Origin of the sequence: Vreelandella aquamarina, assembly GCF_020075495.1 — a bacterium.
Classification (GTDB): domain Bacteria; phylum Pseudomonadota; class Gammaproteobacteria; order Pseudomonadales; family Halomonadaceae; genus Vreelandella; species Vreelandella aquamarina_A.
On sequence record NZ_JABYQT010000007.1, the window covers coordinates 123,586 to 142,102 of the forward strand.

The 18,517-nt window shown below is 60.5% G+C and carries 19 protein-coding genes; 5 read left to right on the plus strand and 14 right to left on the minus strand.

Features of this window, described 5'->3' with window-relative positions; all coding sequences use genetic code 11:
• Window positions 1-88 precede the first annotated feature (88 nt).
• Window positions 89-1,141 carry a lipoyl synthase gene (gene lipA / locus HW452_RS12390; RefSeq protein WP_224106419.1) on the plus strand — a complete coding sequence of 351 codons (1,053 nt, stop codon included), beginning with the start codon at window positions 89-91 and terminating at the stop codon, window positions 1,139-1,141.
• 62 nt (window positions 1,142-1,203) lie between these two features.
• On the opposite strand, the gene lipB is transcribed toward lipA, so the two are convergent.
• The 11 genes from lipB to HW452_RS12445 all read right to left on the minus strand — a co-directional run bounded on the left by lipB (window position 1,204) and on the right by HW452_RS12445 (window position 11,647).
• Entirely contained in the window at window positions 1,204-1,857 is a 654-nt protein-coding gene (lipB, locus tag HW452_RS12395) for a lipoyl(octanoyl) transferase LipB (RefSeq protein WP_224106420.1), read from the minus strand.
• The gene (locus HW452_RS12400) at window positions 1,858-2,169 is read right to left on the minus strand and encodes an HP0495 family protein (RefSeq protein WP_224106421.1); all 312 of its coding nucleotides are present in this window, start codon (window positions 2,167-2,169) and stop codon (window positions 1,858-1,860) included. It lies immediately after the preceding gene.
• 56 nt (window positions 2,170-2,225) lie between these two features.
• On the minus strand, window positions 2,226-3,443 hold the full coding sequence (locus HW452_RS12405) for a D-alanyl-D-alanine carboxypeptidase family protein (protein ID WP_224106422.1): 1,218 nt from the start codon (window positions 3,441-3,443) through the stop codon (window positions 2,226-2,228).
• Between the two features lie 57 nt (window positions 3,444-3,500).
• Window positions 3,501-4,496 (minus strand): septal ring lytic transglycosylase RlpA family protein, encoded by a 996-nt coding sequence (locus tag HW452_RS12410; RefSeq protein WP_224106423.1) that lies wholly within the window; start codon window positions 4,494-4,496, stop codon window positions 3,501-3,503.
• Window positions 4,493-5,524, minus strand: coding sequence for a lytic murein transglycosylase B (gene mltB, locus HW452_RS12415; protein ID WP_224106424.1), 1,032 nt, complete (start codon window positions 5,522-5,524; stop codon window positions 4,493-4,495). Before mltB ends, HW452_RS12410 begins: the two co-directional genes overlap by 4 nt.
• Window positions 5,525-5,567: 43 nt before the next feature.
• Window positions 5,568-6,728 carry a rod shape-determining protein RodA gene (rodA, locus tag HW452_RS12420; protein WP_224106425.1) on the minus strand — a complete coding sequence of 387 codons (1,161 nt, stop codon included), beginning with the start codon at window positions 6,726-6,728 and terminating at the stop codon, window positions 5,568-5,570.
• A gap of 3 nt (window positions 6,729-6,731) precedes the next feature.
• Window positions 6,732-8,639, minus strand: a complete 1,908-nt coding sequence (gene mrdA / locus HW452_RS12425; protein WP_224106426.1) for a penicillin-binding protein 2 — start codon at window positions 8,637-8,639, stop codon at window positions 6,732-6,734.
• A gap of 69 nt (window positions 8,640-8,708) precedes the next feature.
• Entirely contained in the window at window positions 8,709-9,176 is a 468-nt protein-coding gene (gene rlmH / locus HW452_RS12430) for a 23S rRNA (pseudouridine(1915)-N(3))-methyltransferase RlmH (RefSeq protein WP_224106427.1), read from the minus strand.
• A complete protein-coding gene (rsfS, locus tag HW452_RS12435) occupies window positions 9,173-9,559 on the minus strand; it encodes a ribosome silencing factor (protein WP_224106428.1) in 387 nt (128 codons plus the stop codon). The genes rlmH and rsfS overlap by 4 nt, the downstream gene beginning before the upstream one ends.
• A gap of 112 nt (window positions 9,560-9,671) precedes the next feature.
• On the minus strand, window positions 9,672-10,343 hold the full coding sequence (nadD, locus tag HW452_RS12440) for a nicotinate-nucleotide adenylyltransferase (RefSeq protein WP_224106429.1): 672 nt from the start codon (window positions 10,341-10,343) through the stop codon (window positions 9,672-9,674).
• Window positions 10,340-11,647 (minus strand): glutamate-5-semialdehyde dehydrogenase, encoded by a 1,308-nt coding sequence (locus HW452_RS12445; RefSeq protein ID WP_224106430.1) that lies wholly within the window; start codon window positions 11,645-11,647, stop codon window positions 10,340-10,342. Before HW452_RS12445 ends, nadD begins: the two co-directional genes overlap by 4 nt.
• A 172-nt stretch (window positions 11,648-11,819) precedes the next feature.
• Between HW452_RS12445 and HW452_RS12450 the strand changes: the two genes are divergently transcribed.
• The 3 genes from HW452_RS12450 to HW452_RS12460 are packed head-to-tail and all read left to right on the plus strand — an operon-like array spanning window position 11,820 to window position 15,017.
• Window positions 11,820-12,668: a hypothetical protein gene (locus HW452_RS12450; protein WP_224106431.1), complete on the plus strand. Its 849-nt coding sequence runs from the start codon at window positions 11,820-11,822 to the stop codon at window positions 12,666-12,668.
• Window positions 12,665-13,594 (plus strand): diguanylate cyclase domain-containing protein, encoded by a 930-nt coding sequence (locus HW452_RS12455; protein WP_224106432.1) that lies wholly within the window; start codon window positions 12,665-12,667, stop codon window positions 13,592-13,594. Before HW452_RS12450 ends, HW452_RS12455 begins: the two co-directional genes overlap by 4 nt.
• Before the next feature lie 25 nt (window positions 13,595-13,619).
• Window positions 13,620-15,017, plus strand: a complete 1,398-nt coding sequence (locus HW452_RS12460) for a bifunctional DedA family/phosphatase PAP2 family protein (RefSeq protein WP_224106433.1) — start codon at window positions 13,620-13,622, stop codon at window positions 15,015-15,017.
• Window positions 15,018-15,021: 4 nt separating this feature from the next.
• Here the strand turns inward: HW452_RS12460 and HW452_RS12465 are convergent, their stop codons facing one another.
• The 3 genes from HW452_RS12465 to mpl are packed head-to-tail and all read right to left on the minus strand — an operon-like array spanning window position 15,022 to window position 17,692.
• Window positions 15,022-15,642, minus strand: coding sequence for a LysE family translocator (locus HW452_RS12465; RefSeq protein WP_224106434.1), 621 nt, complete (start codon window positions 15,640-15,642; stop codon window positions 15,022-15,024).
• Window positions 15,639-16,310, minus strand: coding sequence for a flavin prenyltransferase UbiX (locus HW452_RS12470; protein WP_224106435.1), 672 nt, complete (start codon window positions 16,308-16,310; stop codon window positions 15,639-15,641). Before HW452_RS12470 ends, HW452_RS12465 begins: the two co-directional genes overlap by 4 nt.
• The gene (gene mpl, locus HW452_RS12475; RefSeq protein WP_224106436.1) at window positions 16,307-17,692 is read right to left on the minus strand and encodes a UDP-N-acetylmuramate:L-alanyl-gamma-D-glutamyl-meso-diaminopimelate ligase; all 1,386 of its coding nucleotides are present in this window, start codon (window positions 17,690-17,692) and stop codon (window positions 16,307-16,309) included. Before mpl ends, HW452_RS12470 begins: the two co-directional genes overlap by 4 nt.
• Before the next feature lie 251 nt (window positions 17,693-17,943).
• Between mpl and HW452_RS12480 the strand changes: the two genes are divergently transcribed.
• Window positions 17,944-18,333 carry a glutaredoxin family protein gene (locus HW452_RS12480; RefSeq protein ID WP_224106437.1) on the plus strand — a complete coding sequence of 130 codons (390 nt, stop codon included), beginning with the start codon at window positions 17,944-17,946 and terminating at the stop codon, window positions 18,331-18,333.
• Window positions 18,334-18,517 lie beyond the last annotated feature (184 nt).

Genomic DNA, 18,517 nt, shown 5'->3' on the forward strand with positions numbered 1-18,517 from the left:
AACGTATCAATCGGCATGACTTGAGGGGCAAGCGCTTAGTTTTTTGTGATAAGCCCTGCCTGCCGCACAGTAGAGAGGCTCTATTCCCATGAGCAACAACCCCACGCAGCGTGTGCCCAGCGGCCAGAAATTTCGCAATGAACATGGCACGACGGCGATCAAGGACGGCATGAAGGTGCGTGCCGCGCAGGCCGAAGCGCCCTCCCTTGAACGCAAGCCCAAATGGCTACGCGCCCAGATTCCCGGCGGCGAGCGCTTCGAAGCGGTCAAGCGCAACGTTGCCACGCATCGACTGAGCACCGTGTGCGCCGAGTCGCACTGCCCCAACATGGGCGAGTGCTGGAGCAACGGCACGGCCACCATCATGTTGATGGGCTCGGTATGTACCCGCGCCTGCCGGTTCTGCGCGGTGGATACAGGCAATCCCAAGGGCTGGCTGGATCTGGAAGAGCCGGAAAACACCGCTAAGTCCGTCGAGCTGATGGGGCTTCGCTATATCGTGCTGACCTCCGTGGATCGCGACGACCTGGACGATGGTGGCGCCTCCCACTACGCCAGCTGCATCCAGGCCATCAAGGCACGCACTCCCGATGTGGTCGTCGAAGCCCTGACCCCGGACTTCGACGGTGAGCTTGGCGCCATCGAGCGCGTGGTCGATTCCGGCCTGGAGGTCTTTGCCCAGAACGTCGAAACCGTGGAGCGTCTGACCAGCCGGGTACGCGACCCGCGGGCAGGATATCGCAAGACCCTGAACGTGCTGGCCCACGCCAAGAAGCATCGCCCGGATGTGATTACCAAGACCAGCATCATGCTCGGCCTTGGCGAGACTGACGAAGAGATCCTGCAGACGTTTGACGATCTGCGCGACATTGGCGTGGATATCGTGACCCTGGGCCAGTATCTGCGTCCGACGAAAAACCATTTGCCCGTCGAGCGCTGGGTAAGCCCCGAGGAATTCGACCGGTATCGTGAAATAGGCCTGGAGAAAGGTTTCATGGAAGTGCCGTCAGGTCCGCTCGTACGTTCGAGCTACCGCGCCGACCGGGTTTTCGAGAAGAACAATCTGGGCCTTGCATCCCCCGCCAAGGTGCCTGGACAGGAGCCCGATCCCAACATCATTCCCGCCCTCAACGTCGGTTAGCCGTTCGTCGCCGACAAAAAAGCCGCCGCAGCCTGAGCTGCGGCGGCTTTTCAATGTGACCGCTATGGGTCGATGACGACAAGTGTCCGCTTCAGCTCGGCTGCCAGTGCGCGCGCCAGCTGATCACCGACCGAATGGTCAACGGGAAGCGCCACCAGATCGGCCAGACGGGTCACCGCCATGCCGGCATAGCCGCAGGGATTGATGCGCTGAAACGCCGCCAGGTCATTATCCACATTGAGAGCGACCCCGTGATAGCTTGCCCCGCGCCGAATGCGCAGACCCAGCGAGGCAATCTTGGCCTCGCCCAGCACGCTCTTGACGTAGACACCTGGGGCATCAGCTCGCGCGTGCGCCTTGATGCCGTAGTCGGCCAGCAGTGCAATGACGGCGTTTTCAAGCGCCGATACCAGATCACGCACCCCGATCCTGCTACGCCTTACGTCCAATAGCGGATAAAGCACCACCTGGCCCGGGCCGTGGTAGGTTACCTGGCCGCCCCGGTCGGTTTGCACCACGGGGATATCGCCAGGCATCAGCAGATGCTCGGGCTTGCCCGCCTGCCCCTGGGTGAACACCGGGTCGTGTTCGACCAGCCAGAACTGATCAGGCGTATCGCTGTCGCGGGTATCGGTCAGCGAGCGCATCGACTCCCAAACCGGCAGATAGGCTCGTCTTCCCAGGCGGTGCAGCTCGATAGACGGCGAGGAACCCATCTAGACCACCATGTGCACGCGGCCGGTTGCCTTCAACTCTTCAAACAGCTGGCTGATCTGTGCTTCGCTGGTGGCGCGAATGGAAATACGTACCGACTGAAAACGGCCGGTGCGGCTTTCGACCACTTCCATTGTCGATTCATCGAAATCGGGTGCATGGCGTACCACGACCTGGCATACGCAGGCGGGAAAATCCTCAGCCGCGTCCCCGACTACTTTCAAGGGATAGTCGCAAGGATAGGTAATCTTGGGCGCCTCGGCCGTCGTGGGGTCGCGCATGTCGCGAAATGTCTTCTGGGGACCCTTTTTCATCATGTACCTTCTAGTTGACGTGAACCTGGCCCGGGTAGTGGCCCGGGCCGGGCCGATTAATCGGTAAAGTTGGCAATCAAGCCGCTGAAGAAGCGCCGAACCTGATCGAAAAGACGCTTGAACAGGCCGCCCTCTTCAACGTTTTCAAGCGCAACAAGATCGCGCTCGCCGACCATTTCTTCACCTAGATAGACTTCCAGCGTACCGACATCATCGCCTACGGCAATGGGCGCCTGCAGTTCGGAGTTGAGATTCAGACGCGCGCGCAATTCTTCGTTACGGTTGCGCGGCAAGGTCATGTAGACCTCTTCGTCAACGCCGACGCGCAGCTCGTTGATATCGCCACCCCAGATACGCGGTGTCGAAAGCACGGCTCCACGCTCATAAAGCTTCATGGTTTCATAGAAGCGGAATCCATAGCTCAGAAGCTTCTGGGCTTCCTGAGCGCGCGCTTCCTCGGAGCTGGTACCCATTACCACGGAAATGAGCCGCATGCCGTCACGCTCGGCAGACGATACCAGGCAGTAACCTGCGGCTTCAGTCCAGCCGGTCTTCAGGCCATCAACGGAAGGGTCGCGCCACAGCAGGCGGTTACGGTTGGGTTGGTCGATGCCGCCGTAAGAGAAGTGCCGCTGGGAATAGACAGCGTAGTGCTCAGGGTAGTCATTGATGATGTGGCGCGAAAGCCGTGCCAGGTCATGAGCAGTCGAGTAGTGATTGTCGCCGGGTAGACCCGTGGCGTTCTCGAAGTGGGTATTGACCATGCCCAGACGCGCCGCATGCTGATTCATCAGGTCCGCAAACGGGCCTTCACCACCGGCCAGGTGCTCGGCCATGGCCACGCTCGCATCGTTGCCGGAAACGATGATGATCCCGTGCAGCAGGTCATCCACCGCGACCTGATTGCCGACCTCGATGAACATCTTGGAGCCACCGGTACGCCAGGCGTTTTCACTGACATTGACCATATCTTCGGGCTTGATGGTACCGCGGTCGAGCTCGCGCTCTACCAGATAAGCCGTCATCAGCTTGGTAAGACTGGCCGGCGGCAGGCGCTCATCGGAGTTGTGCTCGGCCAGGATACGCCCGCTGTTGGCATCCATCAGAATCCAGGAGCTGGCCGCTATCTGTGGCGCCGCCGGGATAATGGTCTGCGGTTGGGGCTGAGGCTGCGGCTGGGGTAACTCCTGAGCCGCCGCAGGCAGCGCTACCGCCGTGATGGCCGCAAACAGGCAAAGTTGGGCAGAGCGGCGAACCGACATAAATACATTCATCACTAACATCTCGCTTACAAGAAAACGGCGCCAGGCACCAAGAGTATAAAAAGTGGATTATCTCACGATAAAGACTTGAGGAAAGCCTGCTTGGCGAAGCTCTTCGCGCGCTCGTGTCTCCTGGGCGGGACCGACCGGCCCCACCTGGACACGATGTACGTTGGCATCACTCATCACACGCACTCCAAGCGGCAGTTCGCCTTGAAGACGCTGCTGGAGCTGCTGCGCGCCCTCAGCACTGCCCAAAGCAGCAATCTGCAGGTAGAAGGCGCCCTCCGCCGGTGTTTCGGTATCTGCTGCCGGTGACGAGGCAGGTACAGGCGCTGCCTCGGGTGCGGCAACGCGACGGGGCTGCTCACCCGGTGGCGAAGCCTCGGGTGGCCTTGAAGAAGCCGCCGGCGTGGAGCTTGATGCGCCCCTATCGCCCGCCAGCCAGCGCTCCGGGTCCACCGCTTCGACCTTTACCCGCCCGGTGCCGTTGTCCAGTATCCCCAGGCGCGCGGCAGCGGCATAGGAGAGATCGATTTCACGGTCACTATGAAAGGGGCCGCGATCGTTGACGCGAACGATGACCGATTGACCACTGTCCAGGCTGGTAACCCGCGCAAAGGTAGGCAGTGGAAGCGAACGGTGAGCGGCCGACATCTTGTACATGTCGTAAATCTCACCGTTGGAGGTGGCATAGCCGTGAAATTTTTCACCATACCAGGAGGCCGTGCCCTGCTTGGCATAGCCTCGGGAGTCGGGCATGACGTGGTAGGTCTTCCCCCACACTTCATAGGTAGAACGGTTACCCGCCCGTGAAGGCTCCTCGATGCGCGGCTCGGCATCCGGCACCATGGACACATCCGGTGGCTCTACCGGATAGGCATCGCCATTCATGGCATAGCGCCCGCCACTGGTCGTACTGGCGCTGCTGGCCGCAGGCTTGGATGGCTGCGCCTGGGAAGGCGCCTCCACACGCTGGGTCTTGCTGCTGGCGCACCCGCTGATCAAGGCCGCCAGGGCTATTGCACCGCCTAATCGCCACGTCGCTGTCTGCCGCATGTTCATCCCTGCTCCTCGACCTGTTCGACCTGTTGCTCGATGGCCTCGGCAAGCTCTGCTACCGCCATGGCGTACAGGTGACTATGGTTGTAGCGCGTAATCACATAAAAATTGTTTTCGCCCAGGCGATAGCGTGTGTGCTCTTCATCCATTTCAAACGCCAGCGGCACAACGCGCAGGGTGTCATCGAGCGATTCTTGAGGCTCGATGCCCACGGCCTTGACGTCAGCAACGGTGATACTGGGTGCCGACGTCTGATTGAACACGAGCGCCTCGGGAAGCTCCTCAGGCCCGGTTGCTTCGTGATAGACGGCACCGCCGCGCTGCCAGCCGTGTTCGGCAAAGTAGTTGGCGACACTTCCGATGGCATCGACCGAGTTTTCCCATAGGTCACGATGCCCATCGCCATCGAAATCGACCGCGTACGCCTGATAGCTTGTGGGAATGAACTGCGGATAGCCCATGGCACCGGCATAGGAGCCGTAGAGCTCGGCAGGGTCTACCTCCTGCTCGTAGGCGATCTCGAGAAAGGCTGCCAGTTCGCCCCGAAAGAAGTCGCCTCGGCTGGGGTGATAAAAGGCAAGGGTCGACAGGGAGTCGAGCACGCGATGCTGGCCCTTGTGACGGCCATAGTAGGTCTCGACGCCAATGATGGCGGTAACCACACTGCCCGGCACACCGTAGACCTCTTCCGCCCGCGCCAGCGTATCGGCATGTACCTGCATGAACGCAGCGCCCTCTTCGATGCGCTGACGGGTCAAGAATATATCGCGATACTCGAACCAGCGCAGGCGACGCTCTGCCGCGCCGTCCATGGCATCCAGCACGCCCTGGGAGTAGTTGGCCTCGGCAAATGCATGGCGCAGCCACGCCTCGGGTACTCCCTGGGCAGCCACTTCGTCAATCAGTTGCTGAACCCCCTCGTTTTCCTGCAGGTTTACCGGCTCATGTGCTTGTTCAGCCATCGCCTGAATCGAACATACCAGTAGCACGGCACCCAGACCGCCGCCGGCACTTTTTCGGGCCCTGTTCATCAACTCACCACTCCCTTTGAAAACGCAACGCCCTATTTTTCCATCAACGCGGTAACAGCCGACGATGGGCATGAATGGACATGAGAATACCGAACCCGGCCAGCAAGGTCACGCTGGAGGTGCCGCCATAACTCACCAGCGGTAGTGGCACCCCTACTACCGGGAGAATGCCGCTGACCATGCCCACGTTGACAAATACATAAATGAAGAAGGTAAGAATAATGCTGCCGGCGAACAGCCGCCCAAATGTATCCTGTGAAGAGGCGGCAAGCCACATTCCTCGCCCGACGATCATCAGATAGAGCGCGAGCAGCACCAGCATGCCGACCAGCCCGAACTCCTCGCCCAGCACCGCGATGATGAAATCGGTATGCCGCTCGGGCAGAAACTCGAGCTGGGACTGGGTGCCATCCAGCCAGCCTTTTCCCCACAGCCCGCCACTGCCGATGGCCGTGGTCGATTGAATGATGTTCCAGCCCGAGCCCAGAGGATCGCTTTCAGGATCCAGAAACGTCAGCACCCGCTGACGCTGGTAGTTGTGCATGTTCATCCATAAAAGCGGCACACAAGCGCTCAGCAGCGCAACGACAAACCCGATGAGACGCCACGACAGCCCCGCAAGCAGCACCACGATAACGGCGGCACTGGCCACCAGAAGCGAGGTGCCCAGGTCGGGCTGAATGGCCGTCAGCACGACCGGCACACCAATGATGACGGCGCATACCACGATATCGCGCAAGCGAGGCGGCAACTGGCACTGGTTCAGGTAGGCTGCCACCATCAGCGGTACTGCCAGCTTCATCATTTCAGAAGGCTGGAAACGAATCACGCCAGGGATTTCCAGCCAGCGCTTGGCCCCCATTCCGATGTCACCGGCGATTTCCACCGCCAGCAGCATGATGACACCAATACCATAGGCAAATGGTGCCCAGCGCAGGAACGTCGTAGGCGAAAGTTGCGCCAGAAACACCATGACCACCAGAGCAATACCAAATCGCATGGCCTGTGCGATAACCGACTCGATACGCTGGCCCGACGCGCTATACAGCACCAGCAGCCCGCCCGCCATCAGCACGATCAACAGCGCCAATAGCCAGGGATCAACATGAATACGCTCCCAGATGCTTCTGCGTCGCGCGATACCGCTATCGGGCGGGCGAACGGGATGGCGGCGCAAAGGGCGGGTCAGGGTCTGCCAGGCCATAGGTCAGTTACCCTCCACGTTGGCATTGTCTTCTTCCAGAACTTCGCGTATTTCGTCGGCCTCGGGGGCATCATCCTTCAACAGCCAGGCATCGGTCATCGCGCGCGCCAGGTGAGCGGCATGCGTACTCCCGCCGCCGGCATTCTCAACGATGACCGATACGGCAATCTGCGGGTCTTCGATCGGAGCAAACGCCATGAACAGCGCATGATCGCGCAGGCGCTCGGCCAGCTCCTCTGCGTTATAGCGCTGGTCCTGCCCAAGCGAAAACACCTGAGCGGTGCCCGACTTCCCGCCCATGCGGTACTCAAGCCCTACCCCGGTTCGCCGTGCCGTGCCTTCGCTGCCGCTGATCACCTTTTCCATTCCGCTGAAGACCCGGTCCCACCAGGCGTCATTTTCCAGGTGAATGTCGTCAAGGGTACCAGGAAGATCATGCGGTACCGGCTCGTCACCGATCTGCAGCGCCAGACGCGGTTTTACCCAGTGGCCACGATTGGCAAGCGTTGCCGTGGCGCTGGCCAGCTGCAAGGGTGTCACCTGCCAATACCCCTGGCCGATACCCACCGACAAGGTCTCGCCTGGGTACCACGCCTGATTGAAACGCTCACGCTTCCACTCCCGCGAGGGCATCAAGCCGCTGCTTTCACCCTGCACATCGTGGGCAACGCGCTGACCAAAGCCAAAACCACTCATTCGCTCATCGAGCTTGTCGATACCCAGGTCGTGGGCCAGGGTGTAGTAATAGGTGTTGTTGGATACCGCCAACGAGCGCTCCAGGTCCACTCGCCCATGCCCCCAGCGTAGCCAGTTACGGTAGCGGCGTGAATCATTGGGCAGCTGGTAATAGCCGGGATCGTTGATCGTGCTATCCGGTGTAATCACCCCTTCGGCAAGTCCAGCAAGGGCAAGAAACGGCTTGATGGTGGAGCCCGGCGGATAGTGGCCGCGGATCGAGCGGTTGAACAGCGGAAGATCAAGGTCCTCCTGCAGCCCGCGATAGGAGGCCACATCGATGCCGGTCACGAACTGGTTGCTGTCGAACCCTGGTGTCGACACCATGGCCAGAATTTCGCCTGTGGCTGGTGCAATGGCCACGATCGAACCACGCCGACCATCCATCAGCTCATAAGCCAGGGTCTGCAACGACTTGTCGATAGTCAGCATAAGGTTCTGACCGGGCACAGGATCGGTGCGGCCAAGCTCTCGCAACACGCGCCCGCGGGCATTGGTTTCAACCTTGCGAAGCCCCGCCTCCCCGTGCAGCTCCTCTTCATAGAAGCGCTCGACGCCGGTCTTGCCGATAAAGTGGGTGCCTGCATAACGCCCGGCATCCAGGTGCTGAAGCTCTTCGGCGTTGATTCGTCCAACATAGCCAAGGGTATGAGCCATGACGTTGGAGTCCGGGTAGTAACGCAGGAGTTGCGCCTCGACCTCGACGCCGGGCAGACGGTGGCGGTTCACCGCGAGCCGGGCAATCTGCTCTTCACTCAGGTCGCTCATCAGAAGCGCCGGCTGAAAAGGCCGCTGACGCTGGCGCGAGCGTACATTGAACGCCTCGATGTCCTCTTCCGGAAGCTCGAGAAGCTCCACCAGCAGCGCCAAAGTGTCATCGAGATCATCGACGCGCTCACGCACCAGCGTCAGATTGTAGGTAGGCCGGTTTTCGGCAAGCAGCACACCGTTGCGGTCATAGATCAAGCCACGGTTGGGCGGTAATGGTTCGACGCGAACGCGGTTTTTCTCTGACCGCGTGGTATAGATGTCGTGTTTGACGATCTGCAGATAACCAAGCCGCCCAACCAGCAGGCAGGCCAGGACGATGACGACCAGAACCGCAAGCAGCGCTCTGACACGGAAAATACGCAGCTCTTGTTCAGAATTTTTTAACGTGTCACGGCGCTGGCGCATGGCAACAGGGAACTCTCAAATCAGACAATTGGCGCAACGGCGGCTCGAACACGGCAATCGTTACCCGCCCTAGCGGTGATAAGGGTGGCCAACCAGCAGTGTCCAGGCACGATAAAGCTGCTCGGCGAGCATGATACGCACCAGCGGATGGGGAAGCGTCAACGCAGAGAGGGACCACGCCTTGTCGGCCATGGCAGACAGCGAAGGCTCCAGGCCATCCGGGCCGCCTACCAGCAGGACAATATCGCGGCCTTCCATCCGCCAGGCATCGGCCTCCTGGGCAAGCTGCTCGGTCGTCCAGGCCTTGCCCTTTACTTCAAGCGCCACGATGTATTCATCACCGCGCAGCTTGTCGCGAATGCGCTGCGCCTCCTGGGCACGTGCCTTCACGATATCTGCATTCTTGCCGCGCTGACCAAGGGGGATCTCTTCTATTTCCAGGCTGAAATCCCGAGGGAGCCGTTTACGATAGGTTTCAATGCCCTCTTCCACCCACGCGGGCATCTTCGTGCCTACCGCCAACAGCCTGATCCTCATGACATGCGGACCCGCTCTTCGAATTGTTCGAACGATTCATCGCGGGACAGGCCTTCGCTTGGCAGGTCAGACCACAGGCGCTCCAGGTCATACAGAGTGCGCGCCTCGGGCAACATGATGTGAACCACGATATCCCCCAGATCTACCAGCACCCAGTCTGCATTGTCGCCGCCTTCGACACCGCGCGGCTGAAGACCGGCCGCCTTGGCCTTCTCCACCAGATTCTGAGCAAGGGCCGCCACATGGCGAGTGGAAGTACCACTGGCGATCAGCATGAGGTCGGTCACCTCTGTCAGGCTGGAAACGTCCAGATGGGTGATATCGCGTGCCTTGAGTTCTTCTAGCGCCTCGAGCGCCAGGTTTTTCAGTGTATCGATGTGCATGACTCCTGAAGACAATCCCATGTAGTAATCGCCCGTGTGGTAATCGGACGATGATGTAGTAATTGGTCAATAAAGCCGGCCATTGTAACGGCTTCCAGCATGACTGCCAGCGCTATTCGCCACGGGACGCAAAGTGTCGATAAAAGCCCTCGGCCCTGATGGCTTCTTCTACCGCCTTGGGAAGCAGATAGCGAGTACTTTTGCCCTCGCCAAGCCGCTGGCGAATGTAGGTCGCTGAAATCGCCATCTGCGAAGGCAGCGTCAGCATCATGACCCCACCACTTGGGCGATGCATCAGCGAATCCGCCTGTTCGACTTCGCGCGCGCCTACCAGTTCCGTCAATTCATCAGGCCAGGGCGTGGCATACCCAGGGCGCGCCATGACCGCCAGATGGGCATGGGCGAAAAGCTCCTGCGCCCTGTGCCACTGAGGAAGACGCAAGAACGCGTCAAACCCGATAATCATCACCAGCCGGGCCTGCTGGCCATACTCTTCACGCAGCTCGATCAGGGTATCAATACTGTAGGAGGGACCGGCTCGGCGAAGCTCCCGGTCATCGGCATGCAGCCCCGGCGTATCCGCGATACCCAGCTTCAGAAGTGCCAGACGCTGCTCGGCGGATACCTGGGGTTCGCCACGCAGCGGCGGCTTGGGTGCCGGTATCATGTGCAGCCGATCAAGCCCCAGGGTTTCGCGTGCTTCAACTGCGCTGCGCAAATGGCCGTGGTGAATGGGATCGAACGTACCCCCCAGCATGCCGATTCTTGGTGCATTGGAACTCATTGCCGAACCTGGCCATCTCCGAAGACAACGTACTTCTGAGTAGTCAGGCCTTCAAGCCCCACTGGCCCGCGCGCATGCAGCTTGTCGGTGGAAATGCCGATTTCGGCGCCAAGCCCGTATTCGAAGCCGTCGGCGAAACGGGTAGAGGCATTGACCATGACCGAGCTTGAATCCACCTCGGCCATGAAACGACGCGCCAGCGAATAATCCTGAGTCACGATGGCATCGGTATGGTGAGAGCCGTACTGCTCGATATGCGCAATCGCCTCGTCCATGCCATCGACCACCTTGATGGCCAGAACCGGCGCCAGATATTCGGCGTACCAGTCCTCTTCAGAAGCGGCAAGCGCCTGGGGCAATAGCGTACGGGTGCGCTCACAGCCGCGTAGCTCGACGCCATGCTCGCCGTAGGCGCGCGCCAGCTCGGGCAGCAGCAGGTCAGCGATCGGCGCATCCACCAGCAGGGTTTCCATGGTGTTGCAGGTGCCATACCGGTGCGTCTTGGCATTCACCGCAATCGCCAGCGCCTTGGCCGGGTCCGCCGTGGTATCGATATACACATGGCATACACCGTCCAGATGCTTGATCACCGGCACCTTGGCTTCTCGAGAAATACGCTCGATCAAGGACTTGCCGCCACGCGGAATGATCACATCCACATACTCCGGCATGCTGATCAGCGCGCCGACCGCTGCGCGATCCGTCGTGGCCACTACTTGAACTGCACTTACAGGCAGCCCTGCATCCTCGAGTCCTCGGGCAATGCATTCGCTGATGGCCGCGTTCGAGGCGCGCGCCTCGGACCCACCGCGCAGAATGCAGGCATTGCCCGACTTCAAGCACAGGCTGGCGGCTTCCAGGGTCACGTTTGGGCGTGATTCATAGATGATGCCCACCACGCCAAGCGGCACGCGCATCTTGCCGACCTGGATACCGGTTGGCCGGTAGCTCATGCCGTCAATTTCGCCAACCGGGTCAGGTAGCGCCGCTACTTGACGAAGCCCTTCGATCATCGCATCGATACGCGCATCGTTAAGCGCCAGGCGATCCAGCAGCGCGCTATCCAGTCCGTTTTCCTGGCCGCGCGCAAGATCATCAGCATTGGCATCGAGTATCTGCTGGCGCGCGCCTTCCAACCGGTTCGCCATGGCATTAAGAGCACGATTCTTGGTCCCCGTTTCAGCACGACGCAGCGCGCTTGCCGCTGACCGCGCCGCTTTCCCGAGCGTCTTCATGTACGCGGGGATGTCGCCGGCGCCTAGTTGCTGCTGGGCCTCATCGTGAAACGGTGCTAAAACGCTCATGCTCTCTCCCTCTGGTCATGGTCTGGACAATCGTGGCAATTGTGCTCGGTGCTAGGCAATATACTACGCTACCTGAATTATGATGGGTGCCTGTATTTCCTATTCCAGTCAGCTGCTTAGTGCACTCTCTGGCTGGATGAACGGCATTGACAAGGATGAATAGTAAGCCACCATGCAAAGCAAATACAAAATTCGCCTTCTCAAGGCTAACCTGATCGCGGCCGCAGGCGTACTGGCTGCCTGGTCGCTATCGGCAACGCCGGTGGTGGCGCTGGCACTCTGGGTATCGTTTGGCTGGCTGGTCATTACCGCGTTACTGCTCGATTTCAGTCATCGCTACTCCCATGGCCTGACGTGGCAGGTCATTCCCGGTGCCCTTCTACTGGGCTTGATAGCCACCGCCCCAGAGCGGCACGGCCTGCTTGTCTGGGCGTGGGCCGCCGTGTTCATGCTTCCCCAACCGCGCTGGACCTTCATGTTCAACGCAAGTGCCGCGGCTCTTGGCTGGATATTGATCACGCCGGAGCAAAGTATTGCCGAAAGAGCCTTAATGCTCATCCTGCTTGGCATTCTGGGCATGCTGGCGCTTTCCAGAGCGCGTCAGCTCATCGACATGAACGGGGCTATCCGCCAGCGTTCACGCCTTATTCCCGGCGCCAACTTCTGGGCGGGCGAACAACTCCTGCGCGACCTGCCCCGCGAACAGACCCGCGCCGAGCGCGAAGCCATCCACGCTGAGCTTATCGTGCTGAAGGTCAAGCGCCGTCAGCTCTGGGCAACGGCCAAGAGGCTTTGCTCGCTCGCCTACCCGTTTGAAAATACGTATCGACTGAACAATACCTGTCTGGCCACGCTCATGCTTTCCCGCTCCCCCCAGGAGGCAGCGCTGCGCCGCAAACAGCTGCAGGCAGCCTTGGCCGACAACGTAGCCAGCCACTATCTACCATTGATCGACATAGAGCCTGCCACGCTGTCCCTTGATCGGTTATGCCATGCTCCCATGACCAGGAGCACGACGTGAGCCTGCACCCGTTTCCAAATCGGCTGATGACCCTGGCCTATAGTGCAAGCCTTGTATTGATGGTGGGCTATGCACTATGGCTTTACGCCATGGGCAACTACCTGAGCCTGCTGGTGCCGGCTTTCATGACCCTGCTGTTGCTGGCGGCCCTGCTTTTGCACCTTGGCCAGACGGCCAGAGGCTTCATCGCACGGATTCTCTTGCTGGTTGCTACCTGCCTTGCGGTCTTGAATGCGCTTTGCACCCCGCCTTACGCCTCGCCGATGTGGCTTGGCCTGCCCATGGCAACGGCTTTTTTGCTGCTACCCTTATGGGCGGCGCTGGTTTTGACGGGGCTGGCCGGCCCGCTCGTATGGAGCGCCGTCGACCATCCGGTTTTACCCAGCGATTACGCAGTTGGTTATCTGGCGTTACTGCTTCTGCTGGCACTACCTCGCTGGGAGCACGGCCGGCGGCGGGCGCTGTTGGACGCCACCGATCCCAATGACTGTTATTGTAACGCGTTGAATATCACCAGTTTGAAAGAGCGGCTGCAAAACGAATTCCAGCGCGCGGCCATGCTGAACAAGCGTCTGGCCGTGTTAGTGATCCATTTACCTCAGCTGGATATGGCCGAAGAGCAGTTCGGCCCTCGGGCAAAACTTGCGCTGCTCAACACGCTATGCAACGAAATACACGCCCGCTGCCGCGACCATGATGTACTGGGCCGCGCTGGCGAGGCCACGTTCTGGCTGGTGTTGCCCGATACCAGCGAGAGCGGCGCCCTGCTCGTGCGTGAACGACTGCACTACGCCCTCTCGCAGTGCGTATTGATTGAAACCGGCCAGTTCGAAGCGCGCATTGCCGCCTGCTTGCCGAACAAAGAGAGCTTTGAACGCTACGTACAACGTCTCAATGGCCGTGCCCAGGCGCTGGCAAACGGATGACGGCTTTTATCTTCAGGAGTGACATGTGTCTTTAGCCGATACCCTTCACCAGCTCTCGCTCTCTGTGCCCATGCTGCTGCTGGTAATTCTGCTGATCTCGCTGGCGGAATCGTTGGCACTGGTCGGCCTTCTCGTGCCTGGCGTGGTGCTGATTACCGCAGCCGCGTCGCTGGCGGGTCATGAATCCGTCAGTCTGCTGTGGGTGGTCATCGCTGCCTTTCTAGGCGCTGTCATAGGCGACGGCGTGAGCTTCAGGCTGGGCTATCATCATCGCGAGCAGATTACCAAGCGTTGGCCGCTGTCCGTACACCCGGAATGGATAGGTCGCGGCGCGCGGTTTTTTGAACGCTACGGCCTCTACTCGGTTTTCTTTGGCCGCTTCGTAGGCCCGGTAAGGCCGATCATTCCTTTGGTGGCAGGCATGATGCGCATGCCGCCGCGCACTTTTCTGTGGGCCAATGTAGGTTCGGCGGTGCTCTGGGCACCGGCCTATGTGCTGCCGGGGTATCTGTTGGGGCGCACCTGGCAAGAGCATCTTCTATTGCCCCCCGGCGTCAAGACAGCGCTTGTGATACTGGCGGCCTGCATCGTGGTGCTTGCGGTCATCTTTTCTTGGGGACGTGCACAGGTGGGGCGTCAAGGCCGGATATATCTGGCCATCGCCCGCCTGGCCAGACGCATTCCTTTTCTGCGCCGCCCGTGGCTTGCCATGAGCCAATCCGGCGAGGTACCAATCGCCTCACTGCTGCTGTTGATCATTGCGCTGGCAAGCCTGTCGGGCTGGACACTGCTGGTCGTGTATCACGACGGCCCGTTGAACCTGGACCTCTACGTACAGAGTCTATTTGCGTGGATTCAGACCAGCGGCCTCATTTCGACCGGCGCGGTGTTTGCCAAGATTGGCGACAAACTGGGCATCGCGGTTCTGCTGATGCCCTGGGCAGTGTGGATGCTGTTCAACAAGCGCCTCGATGCCCTGCTGCACTGGGGGGCGGCGGTTGGCGGAATTGCACTGTTGAACACCGTCGGAAAGGCCTATTTTGGCCGCGCCCGCCCTGACACTCCCGACTATCTGACAGGCTCGCTCTCTTACCCGAGTGCACATACCTCGACATCGGTTGTCGTCCTCGGGTTGCTCGCGGCGTTCATCGCCTCTGAGCTGCCACGTAAAAGACGCGCCTGGGTGTACTGGGTGGCCATAGCCCTTGCCGTTCCCATGGCGCTTTCGCGGCTGGTCATTGGCGTGCACTGGTTCAGCGATCTGGTAGGCGGCGCGCTGCTGGGGCTGGTCGTCTGCGCGCTGGTGCGTCTAAGCTGGCAAAGCTATCCGCGTGCGTCGCTCAGGCCCTGCCCATGGCCGTGGCTGGGCCTGGCATCGCTCGTGCTGATCTGCGCGCGCATCGTCTTCTTTCCACCGGTCTGAGCCCTTAGCCCAGCGCCAGCCAGAGCCCTACGCCAATCATCAAGGAGCCGGCAATACGGTTTAAAAGCCGCACATTGCCGCTTTTCCCCAGCGTCTTGCGCAGCGTTTTACCCCCTGTGGCATATATCAGCATGCTGGCAAACTCGATCAGCAGGATCACCGCGATCAACAGTCCGAGCTGGCCGCCGAGCGGACGGCTGCTGTCCAGAAAAGGCGGCAGCAGCACCATGAAGAACGCCCAGCCCTTGGGGTTGGCAACGGCGGTGACGAAACCCTGCATGGCCAACTGCAAACGCCCCGCGGCAGGCCCGGCATCGAGCTCGGCGGGGATCGCCATGCGCCCGCGTGAGCGCCACATCATGATCCCCAGATAGGCAAGGTAGGCACCTCCTATCCACTTGAACGCGATGAACAGTTCGGGCTGACGCAGCATCAGCGCGGCAACCCCCGCGCCAGCCGCGGCGGCGACAAGGCCTACGCCCAGAAGCTCGCCGACCATCATCCAGAGCGTACGCTTAACGCCCTGAGTCATGCCCAGCACCATGGCAAGGGTCATGCACATGCCAGGCGTCAGCGAGACAAACAGGAAGGTGGGGACAAAAATGGAGAGCGTAGCCCAGGTCATGGTTGGTCCTTAGCATTATTATTTGCATTCTCGTCTTGGAGTGCATTTGCCTGCTCGCCCCAGCGAGGCACCAGAGTGTGCGCAATACCCAGCTGATTGAGGATCCGCGCCACGATGAAATCCACCAGGTCATCGATATGCTGAGGGCGATGATAGAAACCCGGTGCGGCGGGCAGTATCACGACCCCCAGCCGACTCAGCGCCAGCATGTGCTCCAGGTGAATGGGCGACAGCGGGCTTTCCCGAGGCACCAGTACCAGCGTGCGACGCTCTTTGATGGCCACGTCCGCCGCGCGCTCGATCAAATTGTTGCTGGCGCCTGTCGCCACGGCTGAAAGCGTGCCGGTGGAACATGGGCAGACCACCATGGCCGAAGGCGCCCCGGAGCCCGACGCTACCGGCGCCATCCAGTCCTCGCGGCCGAAACAGCGTATCTGGCCTGGCCGGGCGCCACTTTGTGCGCTCAGCGCCTCGGCCAGACGTTCGGGCTGCGCAGGCAGGCGGGTGTCCGTTTCGGTGGCGATCACCATATGGGCCGCCTTGGAGATCATCACCCACACTTCATGGCCGGCCTCGACCAGCACATCGATCAAGCGCAAGCCGTACTGTGCCCCGGAGGCGCCGGTCAGCGCCACGGTTATCGGTTTCTTGAACGGTGCATCGCTCATGCCACGGGCTCCCGGTTGGCCAGCGCTTCAAGCAGGCGCTCGTGCACGTTTTCAAAGCCGCCGTTGGACATCACCACGATGCGGTCCAACGGTGCAGCCTCGGCAGCCACCGCACTGACCAGTGACTCGATATCGCGGTAGAGCTGCGCCCTGGCGCCCTGCTCGGCTACCAGCGTCTCCATCGACCACTCGATAGTGGCCGGCTGATACCAGTACACCCGGTCGGCATCGCGGATGCTCTCGTTCAGCCGATCACGCAGTGACCCCAGGCGCATGGTGTTGGAGCGCGGCTCGATCACCGCCAGCAGCCGGCCCTTGGTGGTGGTAGCGCGCAGCCCTTCAAGGGTTGCGGCAATGGCCGTGGGATGATGGGCGAAGTCATCGATCACCTGAACGCCGTTGACTTCGCCGCGCACTTCCTGACGTCGCCGCGGTGTTTCAAAGCGCGCCAGCGCCGCGCAGGCACGAGCAATATCCACCCCGCACTGGCGGGCCGCCGCCAGCGCGGCCAGGGCGTTACGCGCATTGTGCGCGCCGCTCAACGACCATTCGACCACGCCATCCTCCTCCCCCTGCTCCAGTCGGTGAATCACCTGGAAACGGCTGGCATCCGGGCGCTCGAGACACAGCTGCCAACTGCTTTCTGGCTGCTCGCCGAAATGCTCGACCGGCGTCCAGGCGCCCATGGCCAGCACGCGCTCGAGGGCGGGTTGTTCATCGGCAACCAGCAGCCGCCCCTGGCTTGGTACGGTGCGCACCAGATGGTGGAACTGGCGCTCGATGGCCGCAAGGTCAGGGAAGATATCCGCATGATCGAACTCGAGATTATTGAGCACGGCGATCTGCGGACGGTAATGGACGAACTTCGAGCGCTTGTCGAAAAAGGCAGTGTCATACTCGTCGGCCTCGACGATGAACGGCCCTTGAGGATCACCAAGCCGTGCCGATACGCCAAAATTACGCGGCACACCACCAATCAGAAACCCCGGCGCCTGCCCTGCGCTCTCCAGAAGCCAGGCCAGCAGACTGGCCGTGGTGGTTTTGCCGTGGGTACCGGCTATGGCAATGACCTTGCGCCCTGGCAGCACATGCTCGGCAAGCCACTGGGCGCCGGAGGTATAGGGCAGGCCGCTATCAAGGAGCGCTTCCACTTCGACGTTCCCGCGGGAAAGCGCATTGCCGACGATCACCAGATCCACAGAGGCATCCAGATGCTCCGCCCGGTAGCCCTCCATCAAGGTGATACCCGCCTCGGCAAGCTGCGTACTCATCGGTGGATAGACATTGGCATCCGAGCCGCTGACCTGGTGGCCCTGTTCACGCGCGAGCAGCGCAAGACTGCCCATGAAAGTGCCACAGATACCGATAATATGGAGATGCATGGTGCGCCCCTGAAACGTAATCAATACAGCCATGAAATTGTCAGAAAGACTATCACGACCGGCCTGATTGCTCATCCCTAAGCGCTGGTTTTAACGCTTGAAACGGTCGCCCATACAGCCCGCCATCCCCAGGCCTTCAAGTGACAAATGCTCACGATTGTTGCAGGATGCCCCACGCTGACCGACGACCGGTATTCAATACTGACCTTTCAACAACCGCTGAGCGCACTGGCGTCAGCGAGGAGCCAACCATGCGCGTATTGATTCGCTATTTCTTCCGGGGTGTTCGTCTGGTGCTGGCACCGGTGATGATCATTTCGGAAAAGCTCACCACCCCAAGCGCCATCGAGCGCTCGCCTGCCGAGCAGGCGCGCGTCGACGAGGCCTGCCAGCGCCTAGCGCTTTATCAGTTCAAGACCTGCCCGTTCTGCATCAAGGTGCGCAAGGAGATCGCACGCCTTGGACTGAATATCGAACTGCGTGACACCCAGCACAACCCGGCGCACAAGCAGGCGCTGGTGGCAGGCGGCGGCCAGCCCAAGGTGCCGTGCCTCTACATTCACCACGAAGATGGTCGTGAAGAGTGGATGTACGAGTCCGACGATATCAACCGCTGGCTGCATCAGCAGTTTGGCGCCTGACACGCGATCCGCTCGACAGCGTCATCGTCGGCCTTGATTCATGCTTCCCGGCAAACGATCGTTTACTTTCAGCGTACGACTTTCGGCCAATGCCAGTAGTCGGCATTGCGCCAACAATGTCCGGTCATTCAGGAGATGAATAAAGCCTGTCATTATTTCGATTGTGCGACGCCAGGCCATCTCT